At 68.8% G+C, this 25,106-nt stretch carries 29 protein-coding genes; 13 read left to right on the plus strand and 16 right to left on the minus strand.

Features of this window, described 5'->3' with window-relative positions:
* Window positions 1-132 precede the first annotated feature (132 nt).
* From ACIOSY_RS01070 to ACIOSY_RS01090, 5 genes are all read right to left on the minus strand, one after another.
* Window positions 133-408 (minus strand): multiprotein-bridging factor 1 family protein, encoded by a 276-nt coding sequence (locus tag ACIOSY_RS01070; RefSeq protein WP_400847647.1) that lies wholly within the window; start codon window positions 406-408, stop codon window positions 133-135.
* A gap of 128 nt (window positions 409-536) precedes the next feature.
* The gene (locus ACIOSY_RS01075) at window positions 537-1,880 is read right to left on the minus strand and encodes a dihydrolipoamide acetyltransferase family protein (RefSeq protein ID WP_400847650.1); all 1,344 of its coding nucleotides are present in this window, start codon (window positions 1,878-1,880) and stop codon (window positions 537-539) included.
* A 21-nt stretch (window positions 1,881-1,901) separates the two neighbouring features.
* Window positions 1,902-2,867 (minus strand): alpha-ketoacid dehydrogenase subunit beta, encoded by a 966-nt coding sequence (locus ACIOSY_RS01080; RefSeq protein ID WP_400849064.1) that lies wholly within the window; start codon window positions 2,865-2,867, stop codon window positions 1,902-1,904.
* A gap of 11 nt (window positions 2,868-2,878) precedes the next feature.
* On the minus strand, window positions 2,879-4,006 hold the full coding sequence (locus ACIOSY_RS01085; protein ID WP_400847653.1) for a thiamine pyrophosphate-dependent dehydrogenase E1 component subunit alpha: 1,128 nt from the start codon (window positions 4,004-4,006) through the stop codon (window positions 2,879-2,881).
* A 27-nt stretch (window positions 4,007-4,033) separates the two neighbouring features.
* Complete coding sequence (locus tag ACIOSY_RS01090; RefSeq protein WP_400847656.1) at window positions 4,034-5,116, minus strand: histidinol-phosphate transaminase; 1,083 nt, start codon at window positions 5,114-5,116, stop codon at window positions 4,034-4,036.
* A gap of 91 nt (window positions 5,117-5,207) precedes the next feature.
* On the opposite strand from ACIOSY_RS01090, the gene ACIOSY_RS01095 reads away from it, so the two are divergent.
* From ACIOSY_RS01095 to ACIOSY_RS01105, 3 genes are read left to right on the plus strand one after another with little or no spacing between them, the layout of a single operon-like run.
* The gene (locus ACIOSY_RS01095; protein ID WP_400847658.1) at window positions 5,208-5,414 is read left to right on the plus strand and encodes a hypothetical protein; all 207 of its coding nucleotides are present in this window, start codon (window positions 5,208-5,210) and stop codon (window positions 5,412-5,414) included.
* Window positions 5,411-5,773 carry a type II toxin-antitoxin system death-on-curing family toxin gene (locus tag ACIOSY_RS01100; RefSeq protein WP_400847661.1) on the plus strand — a complete coding sequence of 121 codons (363 nt, stop codon included), beginning with the start codon at window positions 5,411-5,413 and terminating at the stop codon, window positions 5,771-5,773. Before ACIOSY_RS01095 ends, ACIOSY_RS01100 begins: the two co-directional genes overlap by 4 nt.
* Window positions 5,774-5,827: 54 nt before the next feature.
* Window positions 5,828-6,235, plus strand: coding sequence for a phage holin family protein (locus ACIOSY_RS01105; RefSeq protein ID WP_400847664.1), 408 nt, complete (start codon window positions 5,828-5,830; stop codon window positions 6,233-6,235).
* 2 nt (window positions 6,236-6,237) lie between these two features.
* Here the strand turns inward: ACIOSY_RS01105 and ACIOSY_RS01110 are convergent, their stop codons facing one another.
* Entirely contained in the window at window positions 6,238-7,551 is a 1,314-nt protein-coding gene (locus ACIOSY_RS01110; protein WP_400847667.1) for a hypothetical protein, read from the minus strand.
* The gene (locus tag ACIOSY_RS01115) at window positions 7,548-7,952 is read right to left on the minus strand and encodes a hypothetical protein (RefSeq protein ID WP_400847669.1); all 405 of its coding nucleotides are present in this window, start codon (window positions 7,950-7,952) and stop codon (window positions 7,548-7,550) included. Before ACIOSY_RS01115 ends, ACIOSY_RS01110 begins: the two co-directional genes overlap by 4 nt.
* Before the next feature lie 105 nt (window positions 7,953-8,057).
* On the opposite strand from ACIOSY_RS01115, the gene ACIOSY_RS01120 reads away from it, so the two are divergent.
* Complete coding sequence (locus ACIOSY_RS01120) at window positions 8,058-8,507, plus strand: low molecular weight protein-tyrosine-phosphatase (protein ID WP_400849067.1); 450 nt, start codon at window positions 8,058-8,060, stop codon at window positions 8,505-8,507.
* Between the two features lie 23 nt (window positions 8,508-8,530).
* Window positions 8,531-9,913: an adenylosuccinate lyase gene (purB, locus tag ACIOSY_RS01125; protein ID WP_400849070.1), complete on the plus strand. Its 1,383-nt coding sequence runs from the start codon at window positions 8,531-8,533 to the stop codon at window positions 9,911-9,913.
* Between the two features lie 205 nt (window positions 9,914-10,118).
* Here purB and ACIOSY_RS01130 read toward each other — a convergent pair whose 3' ends face one another.
* The 3 genes from ACIOSY_RS01130 to ACIOSY_RS01140 are packed head-to-tail and all read right to left on the minus strand — an operon-like array spanning window position 10,119 to window position 12,566.
* The gene (locus ACIOSY_RS01130; RefSeq protein WP_400847672.1) at window positions 10,119-11,552 is read right to left on the minus strand and encodes an MFS transporter; all 1,434 of its coding nucleotides are present in this window, start codon (window positions 11,550-11,552) and stop codon (window positions 10,119-10,121) included.
* 28 nt (window positions 11,553-11,580) lie between these two features.
* Window positions 11,581-11,937 carry a hypothetical protein gene (locus tag ACIOSY_RS01135; RefSeq protein WP_400847675.1) on the minus strand — a complete coding sequence of 119 codons (357 nt, stop codon included), beginning with the start codon at window positions 11,935-11,937 and terminating at the stop codon, window positions 11,581-11,583.
* Window positions 11,934-12,566 carry an acyl-CoA synthetase gene (locus tag ACIOSY_RS01140; RefSeq protein WP_400847678.1) on the minus strand — a complete coding sequence of 211 codons (633 nt, stop codon included), beginning with the start codon at window positions 12,564-12,566 and terminating at the stop codon, window positions 11,934-11,936. Before ACIOSY_RS01140 ends, ACIOSY_RS01135 begins: the two co-directional genes overlap by 4 nt.
* A 292-nt stretch (window positions 12,567-12,858) precedes the next feature.
* On the opposite strand from ACIOSY_RS01140, the gene ACIOSY_RS01145 reads away from it, so the two are divergent.
* Window positions 12,859-13,770, plus strand: a complete 912-nt coding sequence (locus tag ACIOSY_RS01145) for a hypothetical protein (protein ID WP_400847681.1) — start codon at window positions 12,859-12,861, stop codon at window positions 13,768-13,770.
* 9 nt (window positions 13,771-13,779) lie between these two features.
* Here ACIOSY_RS01145 and ACIOSY_RS01150 read toward each other — a convergent pair whose 3' ends face one another.
* Window positions 13,780-14,616, minus strand: coding sequence for a sulfurtransferase (locus ACIOSY_RS01150; RefSeq protein ID WP_400847684.1), 837 nt, complete (start codon window positions 14,614-14,616; stop codon window positions 13,780-13,782).
* A 112-nt stretch (window positions 14,617-14,728) separates the two neighbouring features.
* On the opposite strand from ACIOSY_RS01150, the gene ACIOSY_RS01155 reads away from it, so the two are divergent.
* The 4 genes from ACIOSY_RS01155 (at window position 14,729) to ACIOSY_RS01170 (ending at window position 17,244) form a co-directional block, all read left to right on the plus strand.
* Window positions 14,729-15,643, plus strand: a complete 915-nt coding sequence (locus tag ACIOSY_RS01155; RefSeq protein WP_400847687.1) for a DMT family transporter — start codon at window positions 14,729-14,731, stop codon at window positions 15,641-15,643.
* A gap of 27 nt (window positions 15,644-15,670) precedes the next feature.
* A complete protein-coding gene (gene ribA, locus ACIOSY_RS01160) occupies window positions 15,671-16,330 on the plus strand; it encodes a GTP cyclohydrolase II (protein WP_400847690.1) in 660 nt (219 codons plus the stop codon).
* On the plus strand, window positions 16,330-16,821 hold the full coding sequence (locus ACIOSY_RS01165; RefSeq protein ID WP_400847693.1) for a MarR family winged helix-turn-helix transcriptional regulator: 492 nt from the start codon (window positions 16,330-16,332) through the stop codon (window positions 16,819-16,821). Before ribA ends, ACIOSY_RS01165 begins: the two co-directional genes overlap by 1 nt.
* Before the next feature lie 96 nt (window positions 16,822-16,917).
* Window positions 16,918-17,244 (plus strand): helix-turn-helix domain-containing protein, encoded by a 327-nt coding sequence (locus tag ACIOSY_RS01170; protein WP_400847696.1) that lies wholly within the window; start codon window positions 16,918-16,920, stop codon window positions 17,242-17,244.
* 215 nt (window positions 17,245-17,459) lie between these two features.
* Here the strand turns inward: ACIOSY_RS01170 and ACIOSY_RS01175 are convergent, their stop codons facing one another.
* Window positions 17,460-18,050, minus strand: a complete 591-nt coding sequence (locus ACIOSY_RS01175) for a ClpP family protease (RefSeq protein ID WP_400847699.1) — start codon at window positions 18,048-18,050, stop codon at window positions 17,460-17,462.
* Complete coding sequence (locus ACIOSY_RS01180) at window positions 18,047-18,661, minus strand: ClpP family protease (RefSeq protein ID WP_400847702.1); 615 nt, start codon at window positions 18,659-18,661, stop codon at window positions 18,047-18,049. The genes ACIOSY_RS01175 and ACIOSY_RS01180 overlap by 4 nt, the downstream gene beginning before the upstream one ends.
* A 118-nt stretch (window positions 18,662-18,779) precedes the next feature.
* On the opposite strand from ACIOSY_RS01180, the gene ACIOSY_RS01185 reads away from it, so the two are divergent.
* The gene (locus tag ACIOSY_RS01185) at window positions 18,780-19,247 is read left to right on the plus strand and encodes an acyl-CoA thioesterase (RefSeq protein ID WP_400847704.1); all 468 of its coding nucleotides are present in this window, start codon (window positions 18,780-18,782) and stop codon (window positions 19,245-19,247) included.
* 21 nt (window positions 19,248-19,268) lie between these two features.
* Here ACIOSY_RS01185 and ACIOSY_RS01190 read toward each other — a convergent pair whose 3' ends face one another.
* Window positions 19,269-20,513, minus strand: a complete 1,245-nt coding sequence (locus tag ACIOSY_RS01190) for a trans-sulfuration enzyme family protein (RefSeq protein WP_400847707.1) — start codon at window positions 20,511-20,513, stop codon at window positions 19,269-19,271.
* Between the two features lie 112 nt (window positions 20,514-20,625).
* Here ACIOSY_RS01190 and ACIOSY_RS01195 point away from each other — a divergent pair, with 112 nt between their 5' ends.
* Together ACIOSY_RS01195 and ACIOSY_RS01200 are read left to right on the plus strand one after the other, a co-directional pair.
* Window positions 20,626-21,111: an Lrp/AsnC family transcriptional regulator gene (locus ACIOSY_RS01195; RefSeq protein ID WP_400847710.1), complete on the plus strand. Its 486-nt coding sequence runs from the start codon at window positions 20,626-20,628 to the stop codon at window positions 21,109-21,111.
* Window positions 21,112-21,227: 116 nt separating this feature from the next.
* Window positions 21,228-22,943, plus strand: a complete 1,716-nt coding sequence (locus tag ACIOSY_RS01200) for an AMP-binding protein (protein ID WP_400847713.1) — start codon at window positions 21,228-21,230, stop codon at window positions 22,941-22,943.
* A gap of 10 nt (window positions 22,944-22,953) precedes the next feature.
* Here ACIOSY_RS01200 and ACIOSY_RS01205 read toward each other — a convergent pair whose 3' ends face one another.
* Complete coding sequence (locus ACIOSY_RS01205) at window positions 22,954-23,346, minus strand: hypothetical protein (protein WP_400847716.1); 393 nt, start codon at window positions 23,344-23,346, stop codon at window positions 22,954-22,956.
* A 197-nt stretch (window positions 23,347-23,543) separates the two neighbouring features.
* On the minus strand, window positions 23,544-25,052 hold the full coding sequence (locus tag ACIOSY_RS01210; protein ID WP_400847719.1) for an MATE family efflux transporter: 1,509 nt from the start codon (window positions 25,050-25,052) through the stop codon (window positions 23,544-23,546).
* Window positions 25,053-25,106 lie beyond the last annotated feature (54 nt).

The raw sequence follows: 25,106 nt of genomic DNA on the forward strand, positions 1-25,106 counted from the left end.
TCAGCAGCGCCGGCCGCCGAAGAGTGACGGTCAGTTCGGCGCGAAGCCCACCATGATGAAGCCGAACCAGTCCGCCAAGCCTCCAACGCAAGGGCCAAAGGGAACCGCAGGTGACTCGGGGGCGAAGCGCAGCTAGTTGGCCCCGGGATACAGGTTCACGCCGAGAACGTGTTCAAGTCGCGACACCGTCAAGAGGTCGGGCCAGACGGATCCGGCCATCACGTGCCGGATGGTGCGCTCGTCCAAGCCCGCATCGCGTGCCACGGCTCGTACGCTTCGATCTCCGAGCGCTTCGCGAAGGTTGACTACGAAGCGTCGCACAGCCTCACCAGCTGGATCGGAGGTCGGCGTGTCCGGCCACTGATCCACGAGAGCCGCGGGCGGCTTACGAGGAACTCGTTCTGACATCAGCGCCCTCCTGTGGCGTCTGGTGGCGATCCCAGTGATCCCATGGAGCAACTACCGGATCTGGAGCAGATCTGGTTTTCAGGAGCAACTTGGAGGCTCCATTGGCGCGGGTTCAAGGTCATCTCATATCAGTCGACGAGCAGCGCGGGCTCCTCGAGAACCGATGCCACGTCGGCGATGAAGCGGCTCATGCCGTCGCCGTCGATCACGCGGTGGTCGAAGGAGCCTGCGACGGTGGTCACCCAGCGGGGGCGCACCTCGCCGTCGACGACCCACGGCTTCTGGCTGATCGTGCCCATGGCGATGATGCCGGCTTCGCCCGGGTTGATGATCGGGGTTCCAGCATCCATCCCGAACACGCCGATGTTGGTGATCGTGATCGTGCCGCCCTGCTGATCGGCCGGCGAGGTCTTGCCCTCACGCGCCGTGAGGGTGAGGCGGTTCAGCGCCCGGGCGAGATCCTTCATACCCAGGTCCTGCGCATCCTTGATGTTCGGCACGAGCAGACCGCGGGGCGTGGCCGCGGCGATGCCGAGATTCACGTAGTGACGCACGGCGATCTCGGCACCGTTCTCGGTGTCGATCCAGGCGGCGTTCACCATGGGTGTGCGGCGCACGGCCCAGATCACGGCGCGCGCCATGATCAGCAGCGGCGAGACCTTGATGTCGGCGTACTCGGGCGCGGCCTTGAGGCGCTTGACGAGTTCCATCGTGCGCGAGGCATCCACCTCTTTCCACACCGTGACGTGCGGAGCGGAGTACGCGCTCTGCACCATCGCCGACGACGTGGCCTTGCGGACGCCCTTGACCGGAATCGACTCGGTGCGGTCGTCGGATGCCGCAGACGGGGCCACCCCGCGGGCGATGCCGACCGGCGCTGCCTGTGGTGCCGGCACGGTCTCTTCGCGCACGGCGCCCCACTCGGGCGTCTCGATGTTGCGGAACACGCTCGCCTGCGAGGCATGGCTCATCACGTCGTCACGCGTGACCTCGCCGTCAGCCCCCGTCGGGGTGACCGAGGTGAGGTCGACCCCGAGGTCGCGGGCGAGCTTGCGGATCGGAGGCTTCGCGATGACGCCGACCGACGAGCGCACCGGGCGCTCGGCCGGGCGCTTGCGCCGCGAGGTCGCGCCGCCGCCGGTGCCGTAGCCGACGAGCACCGAACCGCCGCCCTCTTCGGGCGCGGGGGCCTCGGCCGTGACGACCTTGCCAGGACCGGCATCGTCTCGGGCATCCGTCACGAAGGTGATGATCGGCGCACCGACCTCGACCGTCGTGCCCTCGGCCACCAGCAGCTCACCGACGACGCCGGCGTGCGGCGAGGGCAGCTCGACGAGCGACTTGGCGGTCTCGATCTCGCAGATCACGTCGTTGATGGCGACGGAGTCACCGGGGGCGACCTTCCACGCGACGATCTCGGCCTCGGTCAGGCCTTCGCCGACATCCGGAAGGGTGAAGTTCTGCGTGCTCATCTGCGGTCCTTTCGGAACGGATCAGTAGGCCAGGGAACGGTCGACGGCCTCGAGGATGCGGTCGGCATCCGGAAGGTAGATGCCCTCGAGCTTGGCGGGCGGGAACGGGGTGTCGTAGCCGGAGACGCGCAGCACCGGCGCTTCGAGCGCGTAGAACGCACGCTCCATGACGGTCGCGGCGACCTCGCTGCCGATGCTGCCGAAGCCCTGCGCCTCTTGGGCGTAGACCATGCGACCGGTCTTGCGCACCGAGTCGAGGATGGGCGCGTAGTCGATCGGCGAGATCGAACGCAGGTCGACGACCTCGCAGCTCGTGCCCTCGGCTTCGGCGAGCGCGGCGGCCTGCAACAGCGTGGTGACGATCGCGCCGTGGCCGACGAGCGTGACGTCGGATCCGGTGCGCACGACGCGCGAGGAGTGCAGCGGCGCGGCGGAGGCGTCGAGTTCGACCTCGCCCTTCTGCCAGTACCGGCTCTTGGGCTCCATGAAGATCACGGGGTCGTTCGAGGCGATGGCTTCCTGGATCATCCAGTACGCGTCGTTGGGCGTCGAGGGTGAGACGACCCGCAGTCCGGGGGTGTGCGCGAAGTACGCCTCCGGGCTCTCCTGGTGATGCTCGACCGCGCCGATGTGTCCGCCGTAGGGGATGCGGATGACGACCGGCAGGCTGAGCGCGCCCTCGTGACGGTTGGTGAGCTTCGCGAGCTGCGTGGTGATCTGGTCGAAGGCGGGGAAGACGAACCCGTCGAACTGGATCTCGATGACGGGACGGAACCCCGTCATCGCGAGACCGATCGCCGTACCGACGATCCCCGACTCGGCGAGCGGGGTGTCGAGCACCCGCTGGTCGCCGAAGTCGCGCTGCAGGTGCTCGGTCACGCGGAAGACGCCACCGAGCTTGCCGATGTCCTCACCCATGAGCAGCACCTTGGGGTCGTTCTCCATGGCCGCGCGGAGCCCGGCGTTCAGCGCCTTGCTGAACGGCATCGTCTCGAGAGTCACTTCTGTTCTCCTTCGAACGATGCTTCGTACTGCGCTTGCCAGGCCTTCTGCTCGGCGATCAGGGAGTGGGGTTCGCTGTAGACGTGGTCGAACATGCGGCTCACCGGCGGCGGGCCGAGTTCGACGGTGCGCGAACGCAGATCTTCGGCAGCATCCGCCCCTTCGGCGTCGACGTCGTCGAAGAAGGATGCTCCGGCACCGCGATTCTCGAGGAACGCCCGCATGCGGGTGATCGGGTCGCGCTGCGCCCACGACTCCTCTTCGTCGTTGCCCCGGTACTTGGTGGGGTCGTCGCTGGTGGTGTGCGCACCGAGGCGGTAGGTCACCGCTTCGATCGCTCGCGGCCCCTGCCCGGTGCGTGCCTCATCGAGCGCGACGCGGGAGACGGCGTAACTGGCGAGCACGTCGTTGCCGTCGACCCGCACACTGGGGATGCCGTAGCCGGCGCTGCGCTGCACGAGCGGAACGCGCGACTGCGTCGATACGGGCACCGAGATGGCCCAGTGGTTGTTCTGCAGGAAGAAGACCGTCGGCGCCTGGTAGCTGGCGGCGAAGACCATGGCCTCGTGCACGTCGCCCTGGCTGGAAGCTCCGTCGCCGTAGTAGACGATGACCGCAGCATCCTTCTCGACGTCGCCGCTGCCGGAGCGGCCGTCGAAGGCGAGCCCCATCGCGTATCCGGTGGCGTGCAGGGCCTGCGACCCGAGCACCAGCGTGTAGAGACGCGTGTTGCCGTTCTTCGGGTCGGTCGGGTCCCACCCGCCGTGCGAGACGCCGCGCATGAGCTTGATGATGTCGAGCGGGTCGACGCCGCGGATGCGGGTGACCGCGTGCTCGCGGTACGAGGGGAAGAGCGTGTCCTGTGCGCGGGCGGCACGACCGGAACCGACCTGCGCGGCCTCTTGGCCACGGCTCGGCGGCCAGAGGGCCAGCTGTCCCTGACGCTGCAGGTTGGTGGCCTGGCCGTCGATGGCGCGGATGACGACCATGTCGCGGTAGAACTGCTCGAGCTCCGCATCGCTGATCTTCTCGATCAGTGACAGGTAGCGCTCAGCAGCGGGGGTGGGGGCGAATCGACCGTCCGCCTCCAGGACGCGGACGATTTCGTTCTCTGGCGAGCTCACCGTTCCACGCTATCCGAGGTTGGGTCGCTAGGGCTGGAGGGTCCGCACAACGGATTCGGAAACCTGTAGGACCTTGTCCACCGACTCATGCTCGCCGACGGATATGCGAATGCCGTCTCCCGAGAAGGGGCGCACGATCAGATCGGCCGCGACGAACGCGCCGGCGATCTCGTCGGTGCGCTCGGCGGCGGGCAGCCATACGAAGTTGCCCTGCGCGTCGGGGACATCCCATCCCTGGGCGCGCAGCCCTTCGACGAGGCGGGTGCGGCGCACGACGACCTCGGCCACGCGCTCGAGGAGCTCGGCTTCGGCGTCGAGGCTGGCGATCGCCGCGTTCTCTGCGGCCGACGTCACCGACAGCGGAACGCCGGTGGTGCGAGCCGCGTCGAGCACCTTCTCGTGCCCGATCGCGTACCCGATGCGCAGGCCCGCGAGGCCGTATGCCTTCGAGAACGTGCGCAGCACGACGACGTTCGGATGCTTCTCGAAGATGCGCTCGGCGAGACCGTTCACCGCATCGGGCGCGGTCACGAACTCGGCATATGCCTCATCGAGAATGATCAGGATGTCGGCGGGGACGCGGGCGACGAAGGCGGCGAACTCGGCGGTCGTGATGATCGGACCGGTGGGGTTGTTGGGCGTGCAGACGATGATCGCGCGGGTGCGGTCGGTGACGGCATCCGCCATCGCGTCGAGGTCGTGCCGGGCGCCTGCTGCCAGCGGAACCGGCACTCCGGTGGCGCCGGAGACCAGCGGGAGGCTCGGGTACGCCTCGAACGAGCGCCAGGCGTAGATGACCTCGTCGTCGACGGAAGAGGTGGCGAGGATCAGCTGGTGCAGGATCGAGACGCTGCCCGCCGCGACGTGCACCTCGTCGGCTCGCACGCCGTAGCGCGCGCCGAGGCGCTCGCGCAGTCGACCGGCCGTCGCATCCGGGTAGCGGTTGATCGGCGTCGTGTGCTGAAGGGCTTCGACGACCGAGGGCAGCGGATCGAAGGGGTTCTCGTTGCTCGACAACTTGAACGCGTCGGGACCCGCCTGCTTGCCCTGGCGGTACGGCGCGAGGGCGGCGATGGCGGGGCGGATGCGCGGAAGGATCGGGTCGGTCACGAGGATGAGTCTACGAGTGTTGGTTCGCTGGTGGGCGGGCTGCGGCGTCGCCTCTCTTTCGGCGCAAGAGGATGCTTGGTATCATTTTGGTATGGCTATGACAGTGAGATTCCCCGAAGAGATGGACGCGCAACTTGGCGCGCTCGCAAAGCGGCGACACACGTCGAAGCATGCTCTTCTCATCGAAGCCGCCGACCGCTTTCTCCGAGAAGAGGTCACCACTGAGGAGGCAGTCACCATTGCGCGAGGCGTCGCTGACCGCTACTCCGAGCTGCTCAAGAAGCTCGAAGACGCGTGACGCGTTACGTCGAACTACCCCACGCAGTCGGCGTTCTCGATGCACTTGGACTCCACATCCGCGACATCGGGCTACTTTCGTCCGCCTTGGCTCGGCCATCGAGCTCGATGTTCGGTGTCGAGGCGTACCCCGAGATCGAGGTGAAGGCCGCGGCTTTGCTGTCGTCGTTGAGCCAGAACCACCCTCTGTTCGATGGCAACAAACGCTTCTCCTGGGTGCTGACACTAACCTTCCTCGAGATGAACGGCGTCTTTATCGATATGGGCACCGAGGCAGCATTCGATCTCGTGCTGCGCACAGCACAGAGCAAAGCCGACCTCGACGAGATCGCGGACATGTTCAGAGCCCACCAGCGTTAGGGTGACGCGCCCCTCCTGACAACCGACCGAAGGTCATGGGAGACTGAGCGGACCATGCGTTTCATCATTCGAGTCGTCGTCAATGCCTTCGCCCTGTGGGTGGTCACGCTGATCACCGCCCTGCAGGTCACGATCACCGCGTTCCCCCCCGGAGAGACGCTGCAGCTGGTGCTGACGCTGCTCGCGGTCGCCGCGATCTTCGCGCTGGTGAACACGATCATCGGCACCGTGGTCAAGATCGTCGCGTTCCCGCTCTACATCATCACCTTCGGGCTGATCGGGTTCCTCATCAACGGGTTCCTGCTGTGGCTGACCGCCTGGATCACCAGCGGCTTCGGCTGGGGCCTCACGGTCGGCGACTTCTGGTGGGGAGTGCTGGCTGCGCTGATCATCTCGGTGATCAACGGCATCTTCGGCTTCATCCTGCGGCCGCAGAGCAAGAAGCAGCGCCGCCGCGACTGAGGTCATTCGCACTCGTCACCCCCGTCGTCGACGCGCTCGGCGTGATACTCGGTCGACTCGATGTCTTCGGCCTCGCCGAGTTCGTCCCAGAAGCCGTCGAGACCGTCGAGCCTCGGGTCGCCCGATTCTTCGAGCATCTCGGCCGTCTCGATGTACGACTCGAGCATGTGGGTGCGCAGCGTGAAGTCCTGAAGACCCGGATCGGGGTCGCCCACGCGTTCGGCCGTGAAGCTGTCGGGCGATCCGGTACCGCCCGGTGATCCTCCGCCCGCGAGCGAAGACACCAGATCGTCGGTATGGCGCAACTGCACGAGCAACTGGTCGTCGTCGAGGGTCGGCTCGACCGGGCTGCCCGCCGTGACCTCGACCCGCACGTCGAACTCGCTCCCCATCGCGAGGTGCGCAGCGATCATGCCGGCTTGCGAGTGCGCGAAGACGTCGACCCGATCGCCCTCCTCCGCCCCCGCCTCTTTCAGCGCATCCATCGTCGCCTGATACGACGCCGAGGTTTCACCCGAGTAGAGCTCCTTGTTCGACTTCATGTCCCACGGCTCCTTACCGCCGTAGCCGACGGACTGCGTGCCCTTCGCGTAGACGACGAAGCGATTGGTGCCGTCGGGCATCGCGTAGCGCTCGACCTTCACCTGTGCACCCGCCGCCGTCGGAAAGCGTCGCAGCGCCTCGGGAAGCGAGGTCGGCGGACCGCTGGGCGACGAGGTCTTGACGGGTGTGACGGTCACGGCATCCGCCTTTCCGCGCAGCACGGTCCCTGCCGGGATGACGCCCGTCCGCGCGAGCCCGGCGGCCATCCCGAAGCCGAGCAGGAGCGCCCCGAACGCGCCTCCGAGCCGACTCCCCGCCGGCCCCTGCACGCCCAGACCGTCGAAGCGATGCGCCGACCACTCCGCGACCAACCGATCCGCGAGCTCGCCGATGCGGTCGTCGGATGCGGCGATCTGGTCGGCCCTGTCCCGCAACTCGCCGGCCAGCGCCGGGTCACCGGCGGCGACGGCGGCCGCCTGCGCCCGAAGCTCGACGACTTCGTAGGCATCGGCCATGAGCAGCGTGCGCGACGCGATCTTCTCGAACTCCGCGTGGAGCAGGTTCCAGCGGCCGCCGACACGCCCCAGCGCGTCGAACTCGCTCCACGCACGGCAGGCCGCCGAGCCCATGAGCAGCGCGTACGCACGGGATGCCCCACCCCAGGCCGCCTCGACCGACGCCGTGATCGTCACCAAACGAGCACCGACGTCGCGCACGACAGCGGTGTCGACCGCGATCGCCCCGCCGTATCGCACATCGAGATCGTCGCTCATGCGACACCGACCGCCCGCCAGTCGGCCACGAGCGACTGCAGCACCATGACCTCGAGGATCAGGAGGGCGTTCTGTTCGGCGATCGCCTCGTGCAGCGCCTGCATGCCACGGGCCTGCCAATCCGTCTCTTCGGGCAGGGGCGCCGCCACCGCTGCTGCGGACTCGGCGGATTCGAGCGCGTTGCGCAGCTCGAGCCCCGCCTGCTCCCACATCGCGAGGTCGTACGACGACCAATCATCGGTGAGGAGAGACGTGGGCGAGGCGAGTGAGGAGTACATGCCCAGAAGCATGCGGGCCGCGCGACGACGCGGAAGCACGGATGCCCCGCACCGGTGCACAGATGCCGTTCGGGCGGGGCTGTGCAGGACCGGTGCATCGCCGAACTGCACGACGATCTGCACGACGAACTGTGCACGACCGCCATCGACCGGCAGAATGGGACAGTGACATCCCCGGATCCCTATCGCGTGATCTTCGTGTGCACGGGGAACATCTGCCGGTCCCCGATGGCCGAAGTCGTGTTCCGCGATCTGGCGCAGCACCAGGGTCTCGGCTCGCGCATCGTCTCGCGCAGCGCCGGCACCGGCGACTGGCACCTCGGCGAACGCGCCGACCACCGCACCATCGACTCGCTCGCGCGACGCGGCTACGACGGCTCGCAGCATCGCGCGCGACAGTTCAGCGCAGCATCCTTCGCCGACAACGATCTCGTCGTCGCCCTCGACCGCACCCACGAACGCATCCTGCGCGAGTGGGCACGCGACGAAGACGAAGAGGGCAAGGTCACCCTGCTGCTCGCCTTCGACCCCGATGCCTCGACGCACGATGTGCCCGACCCGTACTACGCCGGGGCCGAGATGTTCGATTCGGTGCTCGGTATGATTGAGACGGCGACTCGGGGCCTGTTCCGCCAGCTCGAACCAGCTCTGCGTCTCCCCCGCACGCCCCGCATCTGAGGGGCCCGATCAGGAGGACTCCCCTGACTTTCCAGCCTTCGCTTCCGCCGCAGCCCCTGAGCCCCCTCGACGGTCGCTACCGCGGCGCCGTCACCGGACTCTCCGACTTCCTCTCGGAGGCGGGCCTCAACCGGGCCCGCGTCGAGGTCGAGGTCGAGTGGCTCATCGCCCTCACCGACCGGTCGCTGTTCGAGACCTCTCCCCTGTCGGACGCCGACAAGGAGCGCCTGCGCGCGCTCTACCGCGACTTCGGCCAGACCGAGATCGACTGGCTCGCCGAGAAGGAAGCGGTCACCCGCCACGACGTCAAGGCCGTCGAGTACCTCGTGCGCGACCGCCTGTCGACGCTCGGTCTCGACGCGGTCTCCGAGCTCACCCACTTCGCCTGCACCAGCGAAGACATCAACTCGGTCTCGTACGCGCTCACCGTGAAGCGTGCGGTCGAGGGCGTCTGGCTGCCGGCACTCGACGGCGTGATCGCCAAGCTCCGTGAATTGGCCGTCGAGCACGCCGACGCCGCGATGCTCTCGCGCACGCACGGTCAGCCGGCCACCCCGTCGACGATGGGCAAGGAGATCGCGGTGTTCGCGTGGCGCCTCGAGCGTGTGCGCGAGCAGATCGCGGCATCCGACTACCTGGCCAAGTTCTCGGGCGCGACCGGCACGTGGTCGGCGCACCTCGCTGCCGATCCGGATGCCGACTGGCCCACCATCGCCCGCGAGTACGTCGAGGGCCTCGGCCTCGGCTTCAACATCCTGACCACCCAGATCGAATCGCACGACTGGCAGGTCGAGCTCTACGATCGGGTGCGTCACGCCGGCGGCATCCTGCACAACCTCGCCACCGACATCTGGACGTACATCTCGCTCGGCTACTTCGCGCAGATCCCGGTGGCCGGCGCCACCGGTTCGTCGACGATGCCGCACAAGATCAACCCGATCCGCTTCGAGAACGCCGAGGCCAACCTCGAGCTCTCGGCTGCGCTGCTCGGCTCGCTCTCGCAGACCCTCGTCACCAGCCGCCTGCAGCGCGACCTCACCGACTCGACCACGCAGCGCAACATCGGTGTCGCGTTCGGGCACTCGCTGCTCGCGCTCGACAACCTGCGTCGCGGCCTCAACGAGATCTCGCTCTCGCGTCATGTGCTGCTGGCCGACCTCGACGTGAACTGGGAGGTTCTCGCCGAGGCGATCCAGACCGTGATCCGCGCCGAGGTGGTGGCGGGTCGTTCGACGATCAGCGACCCGTACGCGCTGCTCAAGGAGCTCACCCGCGGACACCGTGTCGCCGGGCCCGAGCTCGCCGCATTCGTCGAGGGACTCGAGATCGGCGACGCCGCCAAGCAGCGCCTGCTCGCACTCACCCCGGCGTCGTACATCGGCATCGCCGAGCGCCTCGCGCGCTGAGAACCCCGCCCATCCGACCTCGGATGCACCGGAAACGCACCCCGCACACCTCGCGGGGTGCGTTTCTGCTTCGGCGCGCGGCCCTAACTCAGGAAAAATCGACGACGCCGGTGCCCCCGGCCACGTCATTCCGCGGCGCGCGCGGACGGATGCTTCGGATTGTCCTGAGTTGGGGACAGCCCACCCCACCGAACAGCGCGAACAGCTACGCCCGGGCCTCGCCGGAGAAGCTCTCGACCCGCTCCCGGGGCATGAAGGCCACCGCGATCAGGGTCAGCGCGGCGGTCACGGCCGCGGCGACGAACACCCACACCGAGGCGTCGATGATGGTGCCCGGGTCGTCGGGCCCCGCGCCCTGGGCGATCACCGTGTTGGAGATCGCGCCGAAGATCGCCACACCGACGGCAGCGCCGGCGGAGCGCGCGAACGCGTTCATGCCCGTGACCGCGCCCCGCTCACCCCAGCCGACGGATGCCTGAGCGGCGATGAGCGTGGGGGCGGCGCTCCACCCCAGCCCGAAACCGAGCACGAAGGCGATGCCCGCGATCGCGAACGGGTTCGGCCAGGGCGAGACGATCGCGAGAGCGGTGGCGCCGAGGGTGGCGATACTCATACCGATCAGGGCGGTGCGGCGGAATCCGATGCGCATGTAGAGGCGCCCGACGTTCGCGGCGGCGAGCGGCCACCCGAGCGTCAGGGCGGCGACCGCGAGGCCGGCGAGCAGCGGCGCTATGCCGATCGAGCCCTCGAGGTACGCGGGCGCGAAGCTGGTGATGCCCGTCAGCAGCGCACCGATCCCCAATGACACGATCGTCGTGGTCAGGATCAGAGGCCGGGCGGCGAGGCGCAGATCGACGATCGGTTCTGGCACCCGTCGCTCGACGAGCACCAACCCGGTGAGGGCGACCACGCCGATGCCGAAACAGAGGGCGCTCTGCATCGAGAGCCACGCCCAGGCGTTGCCCCCCTCGAGCACCCCGAGAATGATCCCGGTCAACCCGATCGTGAGCAGCACGGCACCGAGGTAGTCGATGCGGTGGCGCTGCGTCTGCTTCTCTTCGTGGAACTTGCGCAGGATCATCCACCCGGCGATCAGACACAGCGGGATGTTCACGAAGAAGATCCAGCGCCAGGCGTCGAGCTGGGCGAAGAGTCCGCCGAGTGCGGGGCCGACGACCGACGACACCGCCCAGACGCTGGCGATGTAACCCTGCACCTTGGCCCGCTCGGCGACGGTGTAGATATCGCCCACGATGGTCATCGACATGGGCGCGACCGCTCCGGCGCCCAGCCCCTGCACCACCCGGAAGGCGATGAGAGCGGGCATGCTCCACGCGAACCCGCAGAGAATCGACCCGAGCAGGAACAGCCCGATGCCGAGGAGGATGATCGGCTTGCGCCCGACGGTGTCGGCGAAGCGCGAGTAGATCGGAACGCTCACGGCCTGCGCGAGCAGGTACACCGAGAAGAGCCAGGGAAACTGCTGATAGCTGCCGAGATCGTCGACGATGCTGGGCACCGCGGTCGCGAGGATCGTCGCGTCGATGGCGATGAGCCCCGTCGACAGCATCAGCGCTCCGAGCACGGGACCCCGTGCCGAGCGCAATCCGACGGAGGAGCGTTCGACGGGATTGGTCACGTCTGTGACAAGCCTCCCCGCACGGGACCTATTCCTGACGGTCGCCGCGCGTGTCGCGCGGTTCGGCCGAACCGTCGTCGGGCTCGTCGTCGTAGAGCACCGGCCGATCGATGGTCTTCGTGATGTCGGCGGGGTCGATCGCGAGCAGGAGCATCGCGAGTCCGAGCAGCGTCACGATGAACGCGCCACCGCCGACGACGAGCCCGAGCAGGACCGGAGTCAGGCCCTGGTAGCTGCCGTTGGCGATCGCGTCGTTGACCCGCGCGGTGAAGGCGCCGGTCGAGACGAGCGTCACGACCATCGCGAACACACCGCAGGCGAGCGCGATGCCCAGCAGGTGAAGGGGGCGCATGATGTCGCGGCGGCTCGGCTTCTCGTCACTCATCGGGCGTCTCCACTCTCAGCCGGCACGGAAGCGGAGGCCACGGCATCCGCCTTCTTGGGGGTCAACCCGGCGATGCCCAGGAACACGGCGACCAGCGCGGCGTATCCGCCGAACATGCCGACGCCGAGGATGATGCCGGACAGCTCGAACGTGCCCGCCTCGTCGATCGTGTAGTCGTGGGTGAATCCGGCGGGGATCAGCAGCAACAGGATGCCGAGCAGCACGCCGAACGCACCGATGATGACGCCGTCGCGACCCGTGGGGTCACCCGCGCGGCGCGCACGAACCCCGGCGAGGAGTTCGACGGCACCCGTGATCAGCGCCCACGAGGAGACGACGATGAAGAACAGATCGTTCGTGCGCCACATCGGGATGCCGGTGGCCATTCCGGCCGCGAACCCGAGCAGTCCGAGGATCACGTACGGCCAGCGCGAACCCGCCGGCAGCACCAGGAAGACGGCGAGGATCAGCACGAACCCGGTCACGAAGGCGAACCCGCTGAACACCGAGAGGCCGACGGCCGCGGAGTGGTCGGATGAGAACGTGATCATGACGGCGGCGGCGGCCGCGAAGAGTGCGCGCAGCAATTGCACGTGGCGCACGGTGAATGCGCGAGCAGGGGCAGACATGACGATCCAGAGTCCTCCGGGGTGTTCCCCCCAGTCTACGCGGGGGCGCGGAGCCGGGCGGACGGGTGCCGCTCGTGGGGCCCGGCAGATCTCCCCAGATCGACTACCAGGCCCCACGAGTACGCAGCACGGGGGCATCACTACGCTGGATCATCCTCCGCAGGTTCGGGCACCCTGCCCGCGTCGAGACGATCAGACGATCACACATCGGCACCAATCCCCAGAGGTGACGTCGTGTGGTCGTTATGCTCACTGTAAAGGGGAGTTCTTCACATACCAGAGGGGGTCTGTGATGGGGAATGACGAAATCCCTCGCGGCCACCGCGTCGAGGGCTTCGCGGCATCGTTCCGCGATGCGATCAACGCACGCCGCGTGACGCTGTCGTGGCTGCAGGAGCGGCTGCGGGCGCGCGGCAACCAGGTGTCGATGGCCACGCTCAGCTACTGGCGATCCGGTGCGCGGCATCCGGAGGGCGCGCAATCGATGGCCGCGGTCGCCGACATCGAGGAGCTGCTCGACCTCGACACCGGCGCTCTGAGCGGCCTGCTGCGCTCGTCGCACCGCACCGGCCCGCTCGGGCCGAACCTCTTCCCGCTCTCCGAAGAAGAGATCGAACGTGCGGTGATGGATGCTTTCGCCGCACTCGGCGCGGACTACCCCGACACCTCGCGCGAGCTGACGACGCACTCCGTGACCGACGTCGACGCGACCGGGAGCGTCGTGCACAGTCACACGCGCAGCATCGTGCAGTCGACGGTCGGGACGATCACGGCGATCCCCTTCTTGGAGCTGAGCCCCGGGGTCCCGACCCCGGCTCCCGTGTTCTCGGCGGACTACGGCGGGCGCATCGCGAACCGCTATTCGCATCCGAACGGCGAGGTGCACGGGGTGCTGTTCGAGTTGGATGCTCCGCTCACCGCCCCGAACACGGCCATGGTCGAGTGGTCGGTCGCCTACCCCGAAGGGTTCCCGCCGACGCTCGAGACCGGGCACGCGGTCGCCCGGCAGTGCCGGGAGCTGCTCGTATGGACGCGATTCCACCCCGATGCGCTGCCCGACTGGCTCGAGGAGCAGGTCGACACCCCTCAGGGCACCACGGTCACGCCGATCGCGTTCGAGACGGGCCCGTCGATCCACCAGGTGCGTCGGGCCTTCGGCCCCGGGGCCCTTCTGCTGCGCTGGGGGTACGGCCCGCGCGAGTGAACTCGGCGCTCAGCCGGGCTGATCGCCCGTCGCGACGGGGCGCCCCGGGGTGTTCGACCACTGGCTCCACGACCCGGGGAAGACTTTCACGTCGACACGCACCTCGTCGAGGACGAGCGCGGTGTGCGCGGCCGTGACGCCCGAGCCGCAGTACGCAGCGACGCGGGTGCCCTCGGCGATGCCGACCGTGGCGAGGTTCGCGCGCACGGTCTCGGCATCGAGGATGCGGCCCTCGGCGTCGAGGTGCAGCATCGTGGGCAGGTTGACGGCTCCGGGGATGTGGCCGGCCACCGGGTCGAGCGGCTCGTGCTCGCCGCGGTAGCGCTCGGAGGCCCGCACGTCGAGCAGCACGCCGGATGCCGGGAACGCCGCCGCCTCGTCGATCGTCAGCGCATCGGCTCCGATCTCGTGCAGCACCGCGGAGCCGGGGACCGGGGCGACGTCATCGGTGGCGACGCCGAAGCCGGCGGCCTGCCATCCGCGGATACCGCCCTCGAGCACGCGCACGTCGACGCCCGCCTGGCGCAGCAGCCACCAGGCCCGGGCCGCGGCCAGCCCCTTCGCATCGTCGTACGCGACCACGAGGTCACCGTCGTCGACGCCCCAGCGACGCACGGCCGCCTGCAGGGTCGCGGTCGACGGGAGCGGATGCCGCCCCTCCGATGCCTCGCCGTGCGTCGAGAGCTCGGTGTCGAGAGGCACGTACACGGCTCCCGGGATGTGTCCGTCGAGATACTCGGCACGACCGTCCGGTCGGTCGAGACGCCAGCGCACGTCGATGACGCGCACGACCGCTCCCTGCTCGCGCAGGTCGCTCAGTTCCTCGGGGCTCACGAAGTTGCTCATTCTGCGAGGCTACCCACCCGATCGATGCATCCGCTCCGAGCCGACATCGGTCGTCATCCGGGGTGCCGTGCGGCGCTATCCTCGATGAGGCCGCCGTTGAGAAAGGGCACCGATGCCCACTCGTCTCCGCTGGATGCGCTTCCGCCCGCAGGAAGCCGCCCTCATCGCGATCACCGCGGTCTGGGGCAGCACGTTCCTGCTCGTGCACTGGGCGATGCAGCACTCCGGACCCTGGTTCTTCGTGGGCATCCGGTTCTTGGTGGCCGGGCTGATCAGCGTGGTCATCTTCCACCGGGTGCTGCGGGGCATCCGCTGGCGCGATATCGGTGCGGGCGTCGCGATCGGCGTGATGATCTACCTCGGCTACGGTCTGCAGACCTACGGGCTGCAGACGATCGACTCAAGCACCTCGGCGTTCATCACCGCGATGTACGTGCCGCTGGTGCCGCTCGCGCAGTGGGCCGTGTTCCGCAAGCGACCGCCCGCGATGGCGTTCGTCGGAGCCGCGCTGGCCTTCGTGGGGCTGATGCTCATCGCCGGCCCCGATGCGTTCTCGTTGACACTCGGCTCGGGCGAGATCGCGACCATGATCAGCACCCTGCCGATCGCCGCCGAGATCATCCTGATCAGCGTGTTCGCCGGCAAGATCGACCTCGGCCGCATCACGATCATCCAGCTGCTCACGGCGGGAGTGCTCGGGCTGCTGACCATGCCGGTCGTGGGCGAGGGCATCCCCGAGTTCTCGTGGATCTGGGTCGGGTGCGCGCTCGGGCTCGGGGCCGCGAGCTGCCTCATCCAGCTCACGATGAACTGGGCGCAGAAGTCGGTCTCGCCCACGCGCGCGACCATCATCTACGCCGGCGAACCGGTGTGGGCGGGCATCATCGGACGCATCGCCGGCGAGCGGCTGCCCGCGCTCGCGCTGGTCGGCGGGGCGCTGGTGGTGCTCGGCACGATCGCGAGCGAGCTGAAGTTCGTGCGGCGACGGTCGGGCACGGCCGATGCTGCGACCCTCGCCCGGGAATAGACCGAGCGGCCGCGCGTTCTACCCCACATGATTGAAAGTTCAACGGTCGTTCCGGTCGCCAGCGAGCGCACGCGCGTGCGCGTGCCGATGCGGTTCGCCGACGGCTACGCCACGACCGCCGACGTCGTCACCTTCGACGGACTCGTCGACGGCCGCGAGCACCTGCTGCTCGGCCTCGGTGACTGGCGCGCCGCACTCGACCGCGCAGCCGACGGAGGCCCCGCGCCGCTCGTGCGCCCGCACAGCGAATGCCTCACCGGCGACGTCTTCGGCTCGGAGCGCTGCGACTGCGGGCCGCAGCTGCGCGAAGCCGTCGAGCGCATCGCCGACGAGGGCGGGTTCCTGCTCTACCTGCGCCAGGAGGGCCGCGGCATCGGCCTGTATGCCAAGCTCGACGCCTACGCGCTGCAGGACTCCGGCCTCGACACCTACGAGGCGAACGTGGCCCTGGGCCGCGGTGAAGACGAGCGCGACTACACCGTCGCCGCCCAGATGCTCACGACGCTCGGGGGCGACAGCATCCGCCTGCTCAGCAACAACCCCGACAAGGCGCGGCAGCTCGACGCCCTCGGCATCCGCGTCACCGAGCACGTTCCCACCGGCGTGCACCTGTCGGAGTCGAACACCCGCTACCTCGAAGCCAAGCGCGACCACACCGCGCACACCCTCGACCTGTCGGCGGCCTGATGACCGACGCCGCCGCAGTCACGACCGAGGGGCGGCTCGCCCGCCGGCTCGACGACGCTGAGATGGATGCCTGGCTGCCCGTCATCCGCTTCGTGCAGTTGCTTCCCCAGGTGCTCGACCGCACGCTGAAGGAAGAGGTCGGGCTCAACCACGCGCGCTACGCGATCCTCGTCACCCTCGGCGGTCAGGTCAGCGGAGCCGTGACGATGACCGAGCTCGCCCGCATCGCCGGCCTCAGCCGCTCGCGCCTCAGCCACGCCATCGACTCGCTCGAGGAGCGCGGCTGGGTCGAGCGCACCTCGTGCCACAGCGACAAGCGCACGCTCTCGGCCACCCTCACACCGGCGGGGCGCGACATGCTGCGCGCGGCGGCCCCCGTGCACGTCGAGCAGATCCGCGAGCTCGTTCTCGACCCGCTGAGCGACGAAGAGCGCGGCCAGCTCGCGTCGATCCTGACGAAGCTGCTGCCCGGGGTGACCGCGGCGCTGTAGTCGCGCGCCTTTCCGAATCCGGGAACGTTCTGCTCTGTGTTTCTGCTCTGAGCAGAAACGATGGAGCGGCATGCGGCACGCGTCGTACCGTGAGGCATGGCCGACATCGTCCCCTTTCCGCGCGCACCCCGCCCGAGCGACCCCGAGCCGCTGTGGCGTCACCTCCTCGGCGATCAGCTGCGACGCCGACGACATGACCGCGGAGAGACGCTCACCGAGACAGCCGACACGGCCGGCGTCTCACCGCAGTACCTCTCGGAGGTCGAACGCGGCCGCAAGGAACCGTCGAGCGAGATGATCGCGGCCATCGCCGGCGCCCTCGACACCAGCCTGATCGAACTCACCAGCGCCGTCGCCGACGAGTTGCGTGCGGCGTCGGCACCGGCATCCGCCCGCGCCTCGGCGTTCGCCCTCGCCGCCTGAGGGGTCTCCGCGCGGTTCATAACTCCTCAGAACCCGGCCGTTCGGGCCGACGCGGGGCCCGTTTCGGCGCCGCGCGCCTCGTTTCTGAGGAGTTATGAAGACGCTCTCGGCGCCGGGCTGTCCCCAACTCAGGAAAAACCCGTCGTCACCGGCCGGAATCGGGCCAGATGCGCCCGTTCCGGCCGATCTGTCCTGAGTTAGGGACAGCAGTCGGGTCAGCCCCGCGCCCCCAGCACCGTGTCGATGAGGCCATAGGCCTGGGCGGCGGATGCCGTGAACACCCGGTCGCGGTCGGTGTCGGCGCGCAGCTCGGCGACCGAGCGTCCGCTGTGCCGGGCGAGGACCTCCTCCATGTCGGAGCGCACCCGAACGACCTCGTCGGCGGCGAGGATCAGGTCGGGGATCGCCCCGCGCGACTGCCCGGCGGGCTGGTGCAGCACGATGCGGGCGTGGGCGAGGGCCGCCCGCTCCCCCTCGACTCCGGCGGCGACGAGCAGTGCGGCCGGGCCGATCGCCTGCCCCACACAGGTCGTCGCGATGCGCGGACGGATGTGCTGCATCGTGTCGTAGATGGCGAGCGCCGCCCCGGGGTCGCCGCCCTCGCTGTTGATGTAGAACTGGATGCCGCTCTCGGGACTGTCGGCATCGAGGTGCAGCAGCTGGGCGATCAGCGCGTTCGCGACGCCCGCGTCGATGCCGGTGCCGAGGTAGATGACGCGCTCGGCGAGCAGGTGCGAGTAGACGTCCATGACGCGTTCGCCGCGCGGATGCTGCGCGATGACGTTCGGGATCGTGTAGCTGCTCATGCGCCCGCCCCCAGCCCGACACGTGCGCGTCGTCGCGGCATGACGTCGGCGATCGAGGTGACGATCTCGTCGATGAAGCCGTACTCGCGGGCTTCGATAGCGGTGTACCAGCGGTCGTGCAGCGAGTCGTCGAAGATGCGCTCCGGGGTCTGACCGGTGTCGTCGGAGATGAGCCCGAGAACGGTGTCGCGCGTGTGACGGAGGTCGTCGGCCTGGGTCTCGAGTTCACCCGCCGAGCCGCCGATGCCCGCCGAGCCCTGATGCATGAGAATGCGCGCGTGCGGCAGCGCCCGCCGCTTGTCCTTCGTGCCCGCCGAGAGCAGGAACTGCCCGGCACTGCACGCGAGGCCGAGGGCCAGGGTCGAGACGTCGTTGGGGATGAGGCGCATGATGTCGCGGATCGCGAGCATCGACGGCACCGAACCGCCCGGCGAGTGGATCCAGAGGGCGATGTCGGTGGCGGGGTCTTCGGTCGACAGCGCCAGCATCTGCGTCATCAGCAGGGTGCCGTTGTCGTCGTCGAGAACACCGTCGAGCACGAGCACGCGCTCGTGGAACAGTGCGCGGCGGGCCTCGGGGCCGAACTGCGGGGTGGGGTTGTCTTCGCTCATGCCCCCAGCATCCGTCCGCCATCGACGCGGGTCGCCGGAATCTGCCGTCAGCCGCTCTGCCCTCGGCAGATCCAGGGGCCGTAACCTGCGCGACTCATGGGGTTCGTAGGCTCGAAGCATGGCCAAGCACAAGGAACCGACGTGGTCGGAAGACGGGATCAACTTCCGCACGCGCAAGTGGGTGCGCCCGGAAGACCTCAACGCGAACGGGTCGCTGTTCGGCGGCAGCCTGCTGAAGTGGATCGATGAAGAGGCGGCGATCTACGCGATCGTGCAGCTGGGCAACTACCGCGCCGTGACGAAGCTGATCTCGGAGATCAACTTCGAGGCATCGGCCGTGCAGGGCGACCTGATCGAGATCGGCCTGACCGCCACGCACTTCGGCCGCACCTCGCTGACCATGCGTGCGGTGGCGCGCAACATGATCACCCGCAAGCGCATCCTCACGATCGAGAAGATCGTTTTCGTGAGTCTCGACGACGACGGCAACCCGACCCCGCACGGCTACCGCGACATCACCTACGACCGCGACCGCATGCCCACCGAGCGTCTCGCGACCGGAACGGTGACGCTGCCCAAGCTCTGAGCGACGACCCGAACCACCCCTCTACGCGCGAACGACCCCCCGGAGTTCGTCACGCAGAGGGGTGGTTGGCGCGGAGAGAGCGGGCTCGGCGACGGCCAGCGCTCCGAACGCGCGGGCGAGGTCGGCGATCAGGTCGTCGTCGTTCTCGAGACCGATCGAGAGGCGCAGCACGTCGGCGGCCGGGCGGGCCTCGGCCGGCACCGGGCGGTGCGTGAGCGCGGCCGGGTGCTGGATCAGCGAGTCGACGCCGCCGAGCGAGACGGCGTGCGTGAAGAGGTCGGTGGCGGAGGCGACGACGGATGCCGCGGCGTATCCGCCCTGCATCCGCATCGCGATCATCGCGCCCGTGCCGCGCATCTGCCGTTCGAGGATGCCGTGGGGGTCGCCATCGAGTCCCGGGTAGAACACCTCGGCGACCTCGGGTCGGTCGAGCAGCCACGACACGATGCGGCGGGCGGTCTCCTGCTGGCGCTGCATGCGCACGGGCAGGGTCGTGAGTCCGCGGTGCAACAGGTAGGCGCCGAGCGGATGCAGCAGCCCGCCCGTCACGGCGCGCACGCGGCGCAGCGCTTCGGCGGTCTGCTCGCTGCAGGCGACGACACCGGCGATCACATCGCCGTGCCCGCCGAGGTACTTCGTGGCGCTGTGCAGCGACATCGCGGCGCCCAGGTCGACGGGGTTCTGCAGGATCGGCGTCGCGAAGGTGTTGTCGACGACGACCGGCACCGCGCCCGCCTGGCGCACGACGTCGGCGATGTCGGCGAGTTCGAGGGTGGGGTTGGCCGGCGTCTCGAGCACGACGAGCCCGGTGTCGGGCCGGATGCTGTTCGCCACCTCGTGCGGGTCGCAGTAAGTGACCTCCGCGCCGAGCAGGCCCGAGCCGAGCAGGTGGTCGGTGCCGCCGTAGAGCGGGCGCACCGCGACCACGTGCCGCTTGCCGACCGCGTTCGTGTGCGCGAGGATCACAGCCGTCATCGCCGCCATGCCCGAACCGAACGCGACGGAAGCCTCGGCATGCTCCATCTCGGCGAGCGCCTCTTCGAAGCGCGCGACGGTCGGGTTCCAGAGGCGGGCGTAGACGAGGCTGCCGTCGGCCGGCGGACGGCCACCCGTGGCCATCGCCTCGTACGAGTCGCCACCGCGCTCGACGTCGGGCAACGGGTTGGTGGTCGAGAGGTCGAGCGGCAAGGCGTGGACCCCGAGACCGTCGAGGTCGGAACGGCCGCAGTGAACGGCGACGGTGTCGGGATGCAGCGGTGCAGTCATGGTTCCACGTTGCCGGAATCACGGGAATCACGCTGTGATTCGACAGCATCCGCCGTCAAGGACGATGAAATCGCTATTCTGAGCAAGAACGGATGCCGAGGAAGGACCCGCGTTGGCCAAATCACAAGGCTCACCACTCGACGAGATCGACCTCGATCTGCTCGCCGTGCTCACGCGCGACGCCGACATCACGAACAAGGCCCTCGCGCACCGGCTGAACCTCGCCGAGTCGACGTGCGCGCACCGGGTGCGGGCGCTGCGCGAGCGCGGGATCATCCGCGACACCCGCATCCGCCTCGATGAGGCCGCCGTCGGATTCCCTCTGCAGGCCATCATCAAGGTGCGCCTCGCGAACCACACCGGTCCGACCGTCACAGCACTCTTCGACGCTCTCGCCGGCATCCCCCGCGTGCTGCAGGTGTTCCACGTCGCGGGGGTCGACGACTTCCTCGTGCATGTGGCGGTGCAGGATGCCACGGCCCTGCGCGACATCGTGCTCGAGCACATCACCGTGCACCCCGTCGTGCGCGGCACCGAGACGCAGCTGGTGTTCGAACTGCGCGACGGCGCGGGGCTGCTGCAACCCGCCGGTTCCTGAGCGAGCGCAGCGAGACGAAGGGCCCTTCGACAGGCTCAGGGACCCAGGCGCGGCCAGGGACCCAGTCCCGGCGGCACGAGCGGTACTTTGGAACGAAGGTCAGCAAGGGAGCACCCATGAGCCGCAGCGCCACCGCCGCCACGCACGCCATCCGCGAGATGCGCGACTTCCTGTTCGCGAACGCCACCGACTACGACACCGCCCGCGCCGGATTCGCGTGGCCGCAGGTCGACGAGTTCAACTTCGCTCTCGAGTGGTTCGACGTGGTCGCCGCTGAGAATCCCGACCGCCCGGCGGTGCAGATCGTCGAGGCCGACCTCTCGGTGCTGTCGTGGAGCTACGGCCGACTGTCGGCGCGCTCCGACCAGGTGGCCGCCTGGCTGACCGGCCTCGGCATCCGTCGTGGCGATCACGTGATCGTGATGCTCGGCAACACGATCGAGCTGTGGGAGGTGATGCTCGCCATCACCAAGATCGGCGCGGTGTCGATCCCCACCTCGACGCTGCTGTCGGCATCCGACCTCACTTACCGCATCGAGCACGGCGAGGCCTCTGCCGTCGTCACTCTCGGCGCCCTCGCCGACCGACTGAGCGGTGTCGGCGACGCCATCCTGCGCATCGGCATCGGCGACGGCATCCCCGACGGTTGGGCCCGCTTCGCCGACTCGGCGAGCGCGCCCACGACTTTCGAACCCGACGGCCCCACCCCCGCGACCGACACCTCGCTGCTGTACTTCACCTCGGGCACCACGAACCGCCCGAAGCTCGTGCAGCACACGCACGTCTCGTACCCGATCGGGCATCTCTCGACGATGTGGTGGCTGGGCGTGCGCCCCGACGACGTGCACCTCAACATCTCGTCGCCCGGCTGGGCGAAGCACGCATGGTCGAGCTTCTACTCGCCGTTCCTCGCCGAGGCCACCGTCTTCGTCTACAACTACGACCGTTTCGACGCCAACACCCTCATGCAGGTCATGGACACCCACCGCGTGAGCACGTTCTGCGCGCCGCCGACGGTGTGGCGGATGCTCATCCAGGCCGACCTCGCACGCCTCACCCACCCGCCGCGCGAGCTCGTCGGCGCGGGCGAACCGCTCAACCCCGAGGTCATCGATCGGGTGCGCGACGCCTGGGGCGGCACGATCCGCGACGGCTTCGGCCAGACCGAGATGACGTGCTGCGTGGGCAACTCCCCCGGCCAGCCCGTGAAGGTCGGCTCGATGGGGCGGCCCCTGCCCGGGTATCCGGTGGTGCTGCTCGACCCGGTCACCGGCGAGGTCGTCGAGGGTGAAGGCGAGGGCGAGATCGCGCTCGACCTGGCGCACCCACCGCTGGGTCTCATGGCCGGGTACTACGACGACCCCGACAAGACCGCCGAGACACGCGTCGGCGGATACCACCACACCGGCGACATCGCCGTGCGCGACGCCGACGGGTACCTCACCTACATCGGCCGGGCCGACGACGTGTTCAAAGCATCCGACTACAAGATCTCACCGTTCGAACTCGAGTCGGTTCTGCTCGAGCACGACCTCGTGATCGAGGCGGCCGTCGTGCCGAGCCCCGATCCGACGCGCCTGTCGGTGCCGAAGGCGTACGTCTGCCTCGTGGCCGATGCATCGGATGCCGGAGCCGACGCCGCGCGCTCGATCTTCGCCTACGCGAACGAGCGCCTGTCATCGCATCTCTGGGTGCGCGTCATCGAGTTCGTGCCGGAGCTGCCGAAGACGATCTCGGGCAAGATCCGTCGTGTCGAGCTGCGCGCCCGTGAGGCCGCGCGCGTCGAATCGGGGGATCCGGTCGGGCAGCACTGGGAGCGCGACTACCGCTGAGCGGTGTCGGTCAGCGGACGACCGCGATGGTGCCCGTCGCGGGAGCTGCGCTGCGCGAGGGAACGACGACGGTCGTCATCGTGGGCGCCGGCGCGACGACCTCGGACGCGGCCGTGCGCGGGGCGCGTTCACGGCCGGCCACTCCGATGACGGCGCGGGCGATGCCGCCCAGCACGAGCATGACGGCGAGCGCGGCGCCCGAGGCGATCAGCGGCACCCACTGATTCGCGAACGATCCCGCGACGCTCAGAAGCGCGAACGGGATCCAGACGCCCACCGCGCCACCGGCGAGACCACTGGCCCCGCGGGCGATCGCGATGCCGGCCACGATCGCGCAGACGATGGCGAGAACGGCACCGATCATTCCGATCGGAACGAGAAAAGCAGCCAGGTCTCGAGCCATACCTGTTGTTGTCATGATGACCCCCCGGTCTGCGGAACCTCCGCACTCTCACACTAGAAAATGGTACGCGCGAAACCATCCGTCTCACGCATGATCTTTGTCATCCTTTCGGAGGACATCGCGCGTGTGCGCTCCCTCTTCATAGACGACTGAGACCGCGTTTTATGACGGTTGTTCGCGGAATTCGTGCGTGCGGATCAGCGCCGACCGGAGCGCTGGGTCGAGCGGCGCGAGCCGCGCAGCGTGAGTCGACGCAGACGCGAGGGCCGCACGATCGCGATCGGCTGCGTGACCACCGCATCGACCACCATCGAGCCGTCGGTCGGGCCGACGATGGCCATGGCCGACGTCTCGGTCGACTCGGCGGGGTCGACCGGCAGCCTGCCCAGCGCACGGTGCGCCTTGACGTACGCCGGAACCAGAAGCACGATCGCTCCGACCCAGGCGAGCGGGTTGCTGAGCGCCACGCCGGCGAAGTCCATCAGCGCACCGAGAACGACGGCCGCGACGACGCGCATGACGAGCTCGACCACACCCGTGACGGTCGGGATGAGCGTGTGGCCGAGGCCCTGCATCGCACCGCGCAGCACGAAGAGCACGCCGAGCGCCCAGTAGCCCGCGCCGTTGATCATGAGCATGAGATGCGCGAGATCGACGACCTCGTCGGAACCCTCTCCGACGAACAGACGCACCATCGGGGTTCCGAAGGCGACGACCAGGCCGCCGAGCACGAGGCCCGCGGCGATCGCCATCCAGGTCGCCTCGACGACACCGCGACGGATGCGATCAGGACGCCGACCGCCATGGTTCTGCGCCGCGTACATCGAGACGGCGAGACCGAGCGACGAGAGGAAGGCGACGGCGAGGCTGTCGACGCGAGCGCCGGTCGTGTAGGCGGCGACGGCATCCGCCCCGAGCGTGTTGAGCGCGACCTGCACCGTGATCGTGCCGATCGCGATGATCGACGCCTGGAACCCCATCGGCAGGCCGAGGCGCAGGTGCTCGGCGATGTCGGCGCGGGTGATGCGCCAGTCGTTGCGACGCAGGTGCAGCATCGGCAGACGGCGGCGCACGAACTCGAGGCACAGCACGACAGACACGCCCTGCGCGATGACCGTCGCCAGCGCGGCCCCACCGACACCCCACTCGAGCGGCCCGACCATGAGCACGACGAGCCCCACGTTCAGGGCGCACGAGATCGTGAGGAACACCAGCGGCGTGCGGGAATCGCCGATCGCGCGGATGATCGCCGACAGGTAGTTGAAGAACATCGTGGCGCTCGCGCCGAGGAAGCTGATCTGCGTGAAGACGGTCGCTTCGGCCATGAGCTCGGGCGGGGTCTGCAGCAGCGCGAGCAGCGGACCGGCGATCAGCGGCGCGCACGCGGTGAGGATCACGCTGGTCACGCCGCTGAGCAGCACGCCGGTGGCGACCGAGCGACGCACCGCTGCGTCGTCGCGTGCACCGAAGGCCTGGGCGATCGGGATCGCGAATCCGCTCGTCAGACCCCAGGCGAATCCGAGCAGCAGGAACAGCAGGGGTCCGGTCGCACCGACGGCGGCGAGGGAGTTGACGCCGAGGTGGCGGCCCACGACGATCGCGTCGGCGAACTGGTAGAGCTGCTGGACGACGTTGCCGAGCAGCAGAGGGATCGAGAAAGCGAGGATGACGCGCCACGGACGGCCCGTCGTGAGGGAGGTTGCCATGAGGAAGGAACTCGCAGGGCTGGAGTACGGATGCGGGGATTCGCAGCACCTCTC

This window comes from Microbacterium sp. NPDC087665 (assembly GCF_044743285.1).
Taxonomy (GTDB): domain Bacteria; phylum Actinomycetota; class Actinomycetes; order Actinomycetales; family Microbacteriaceae; genus Microbacterium.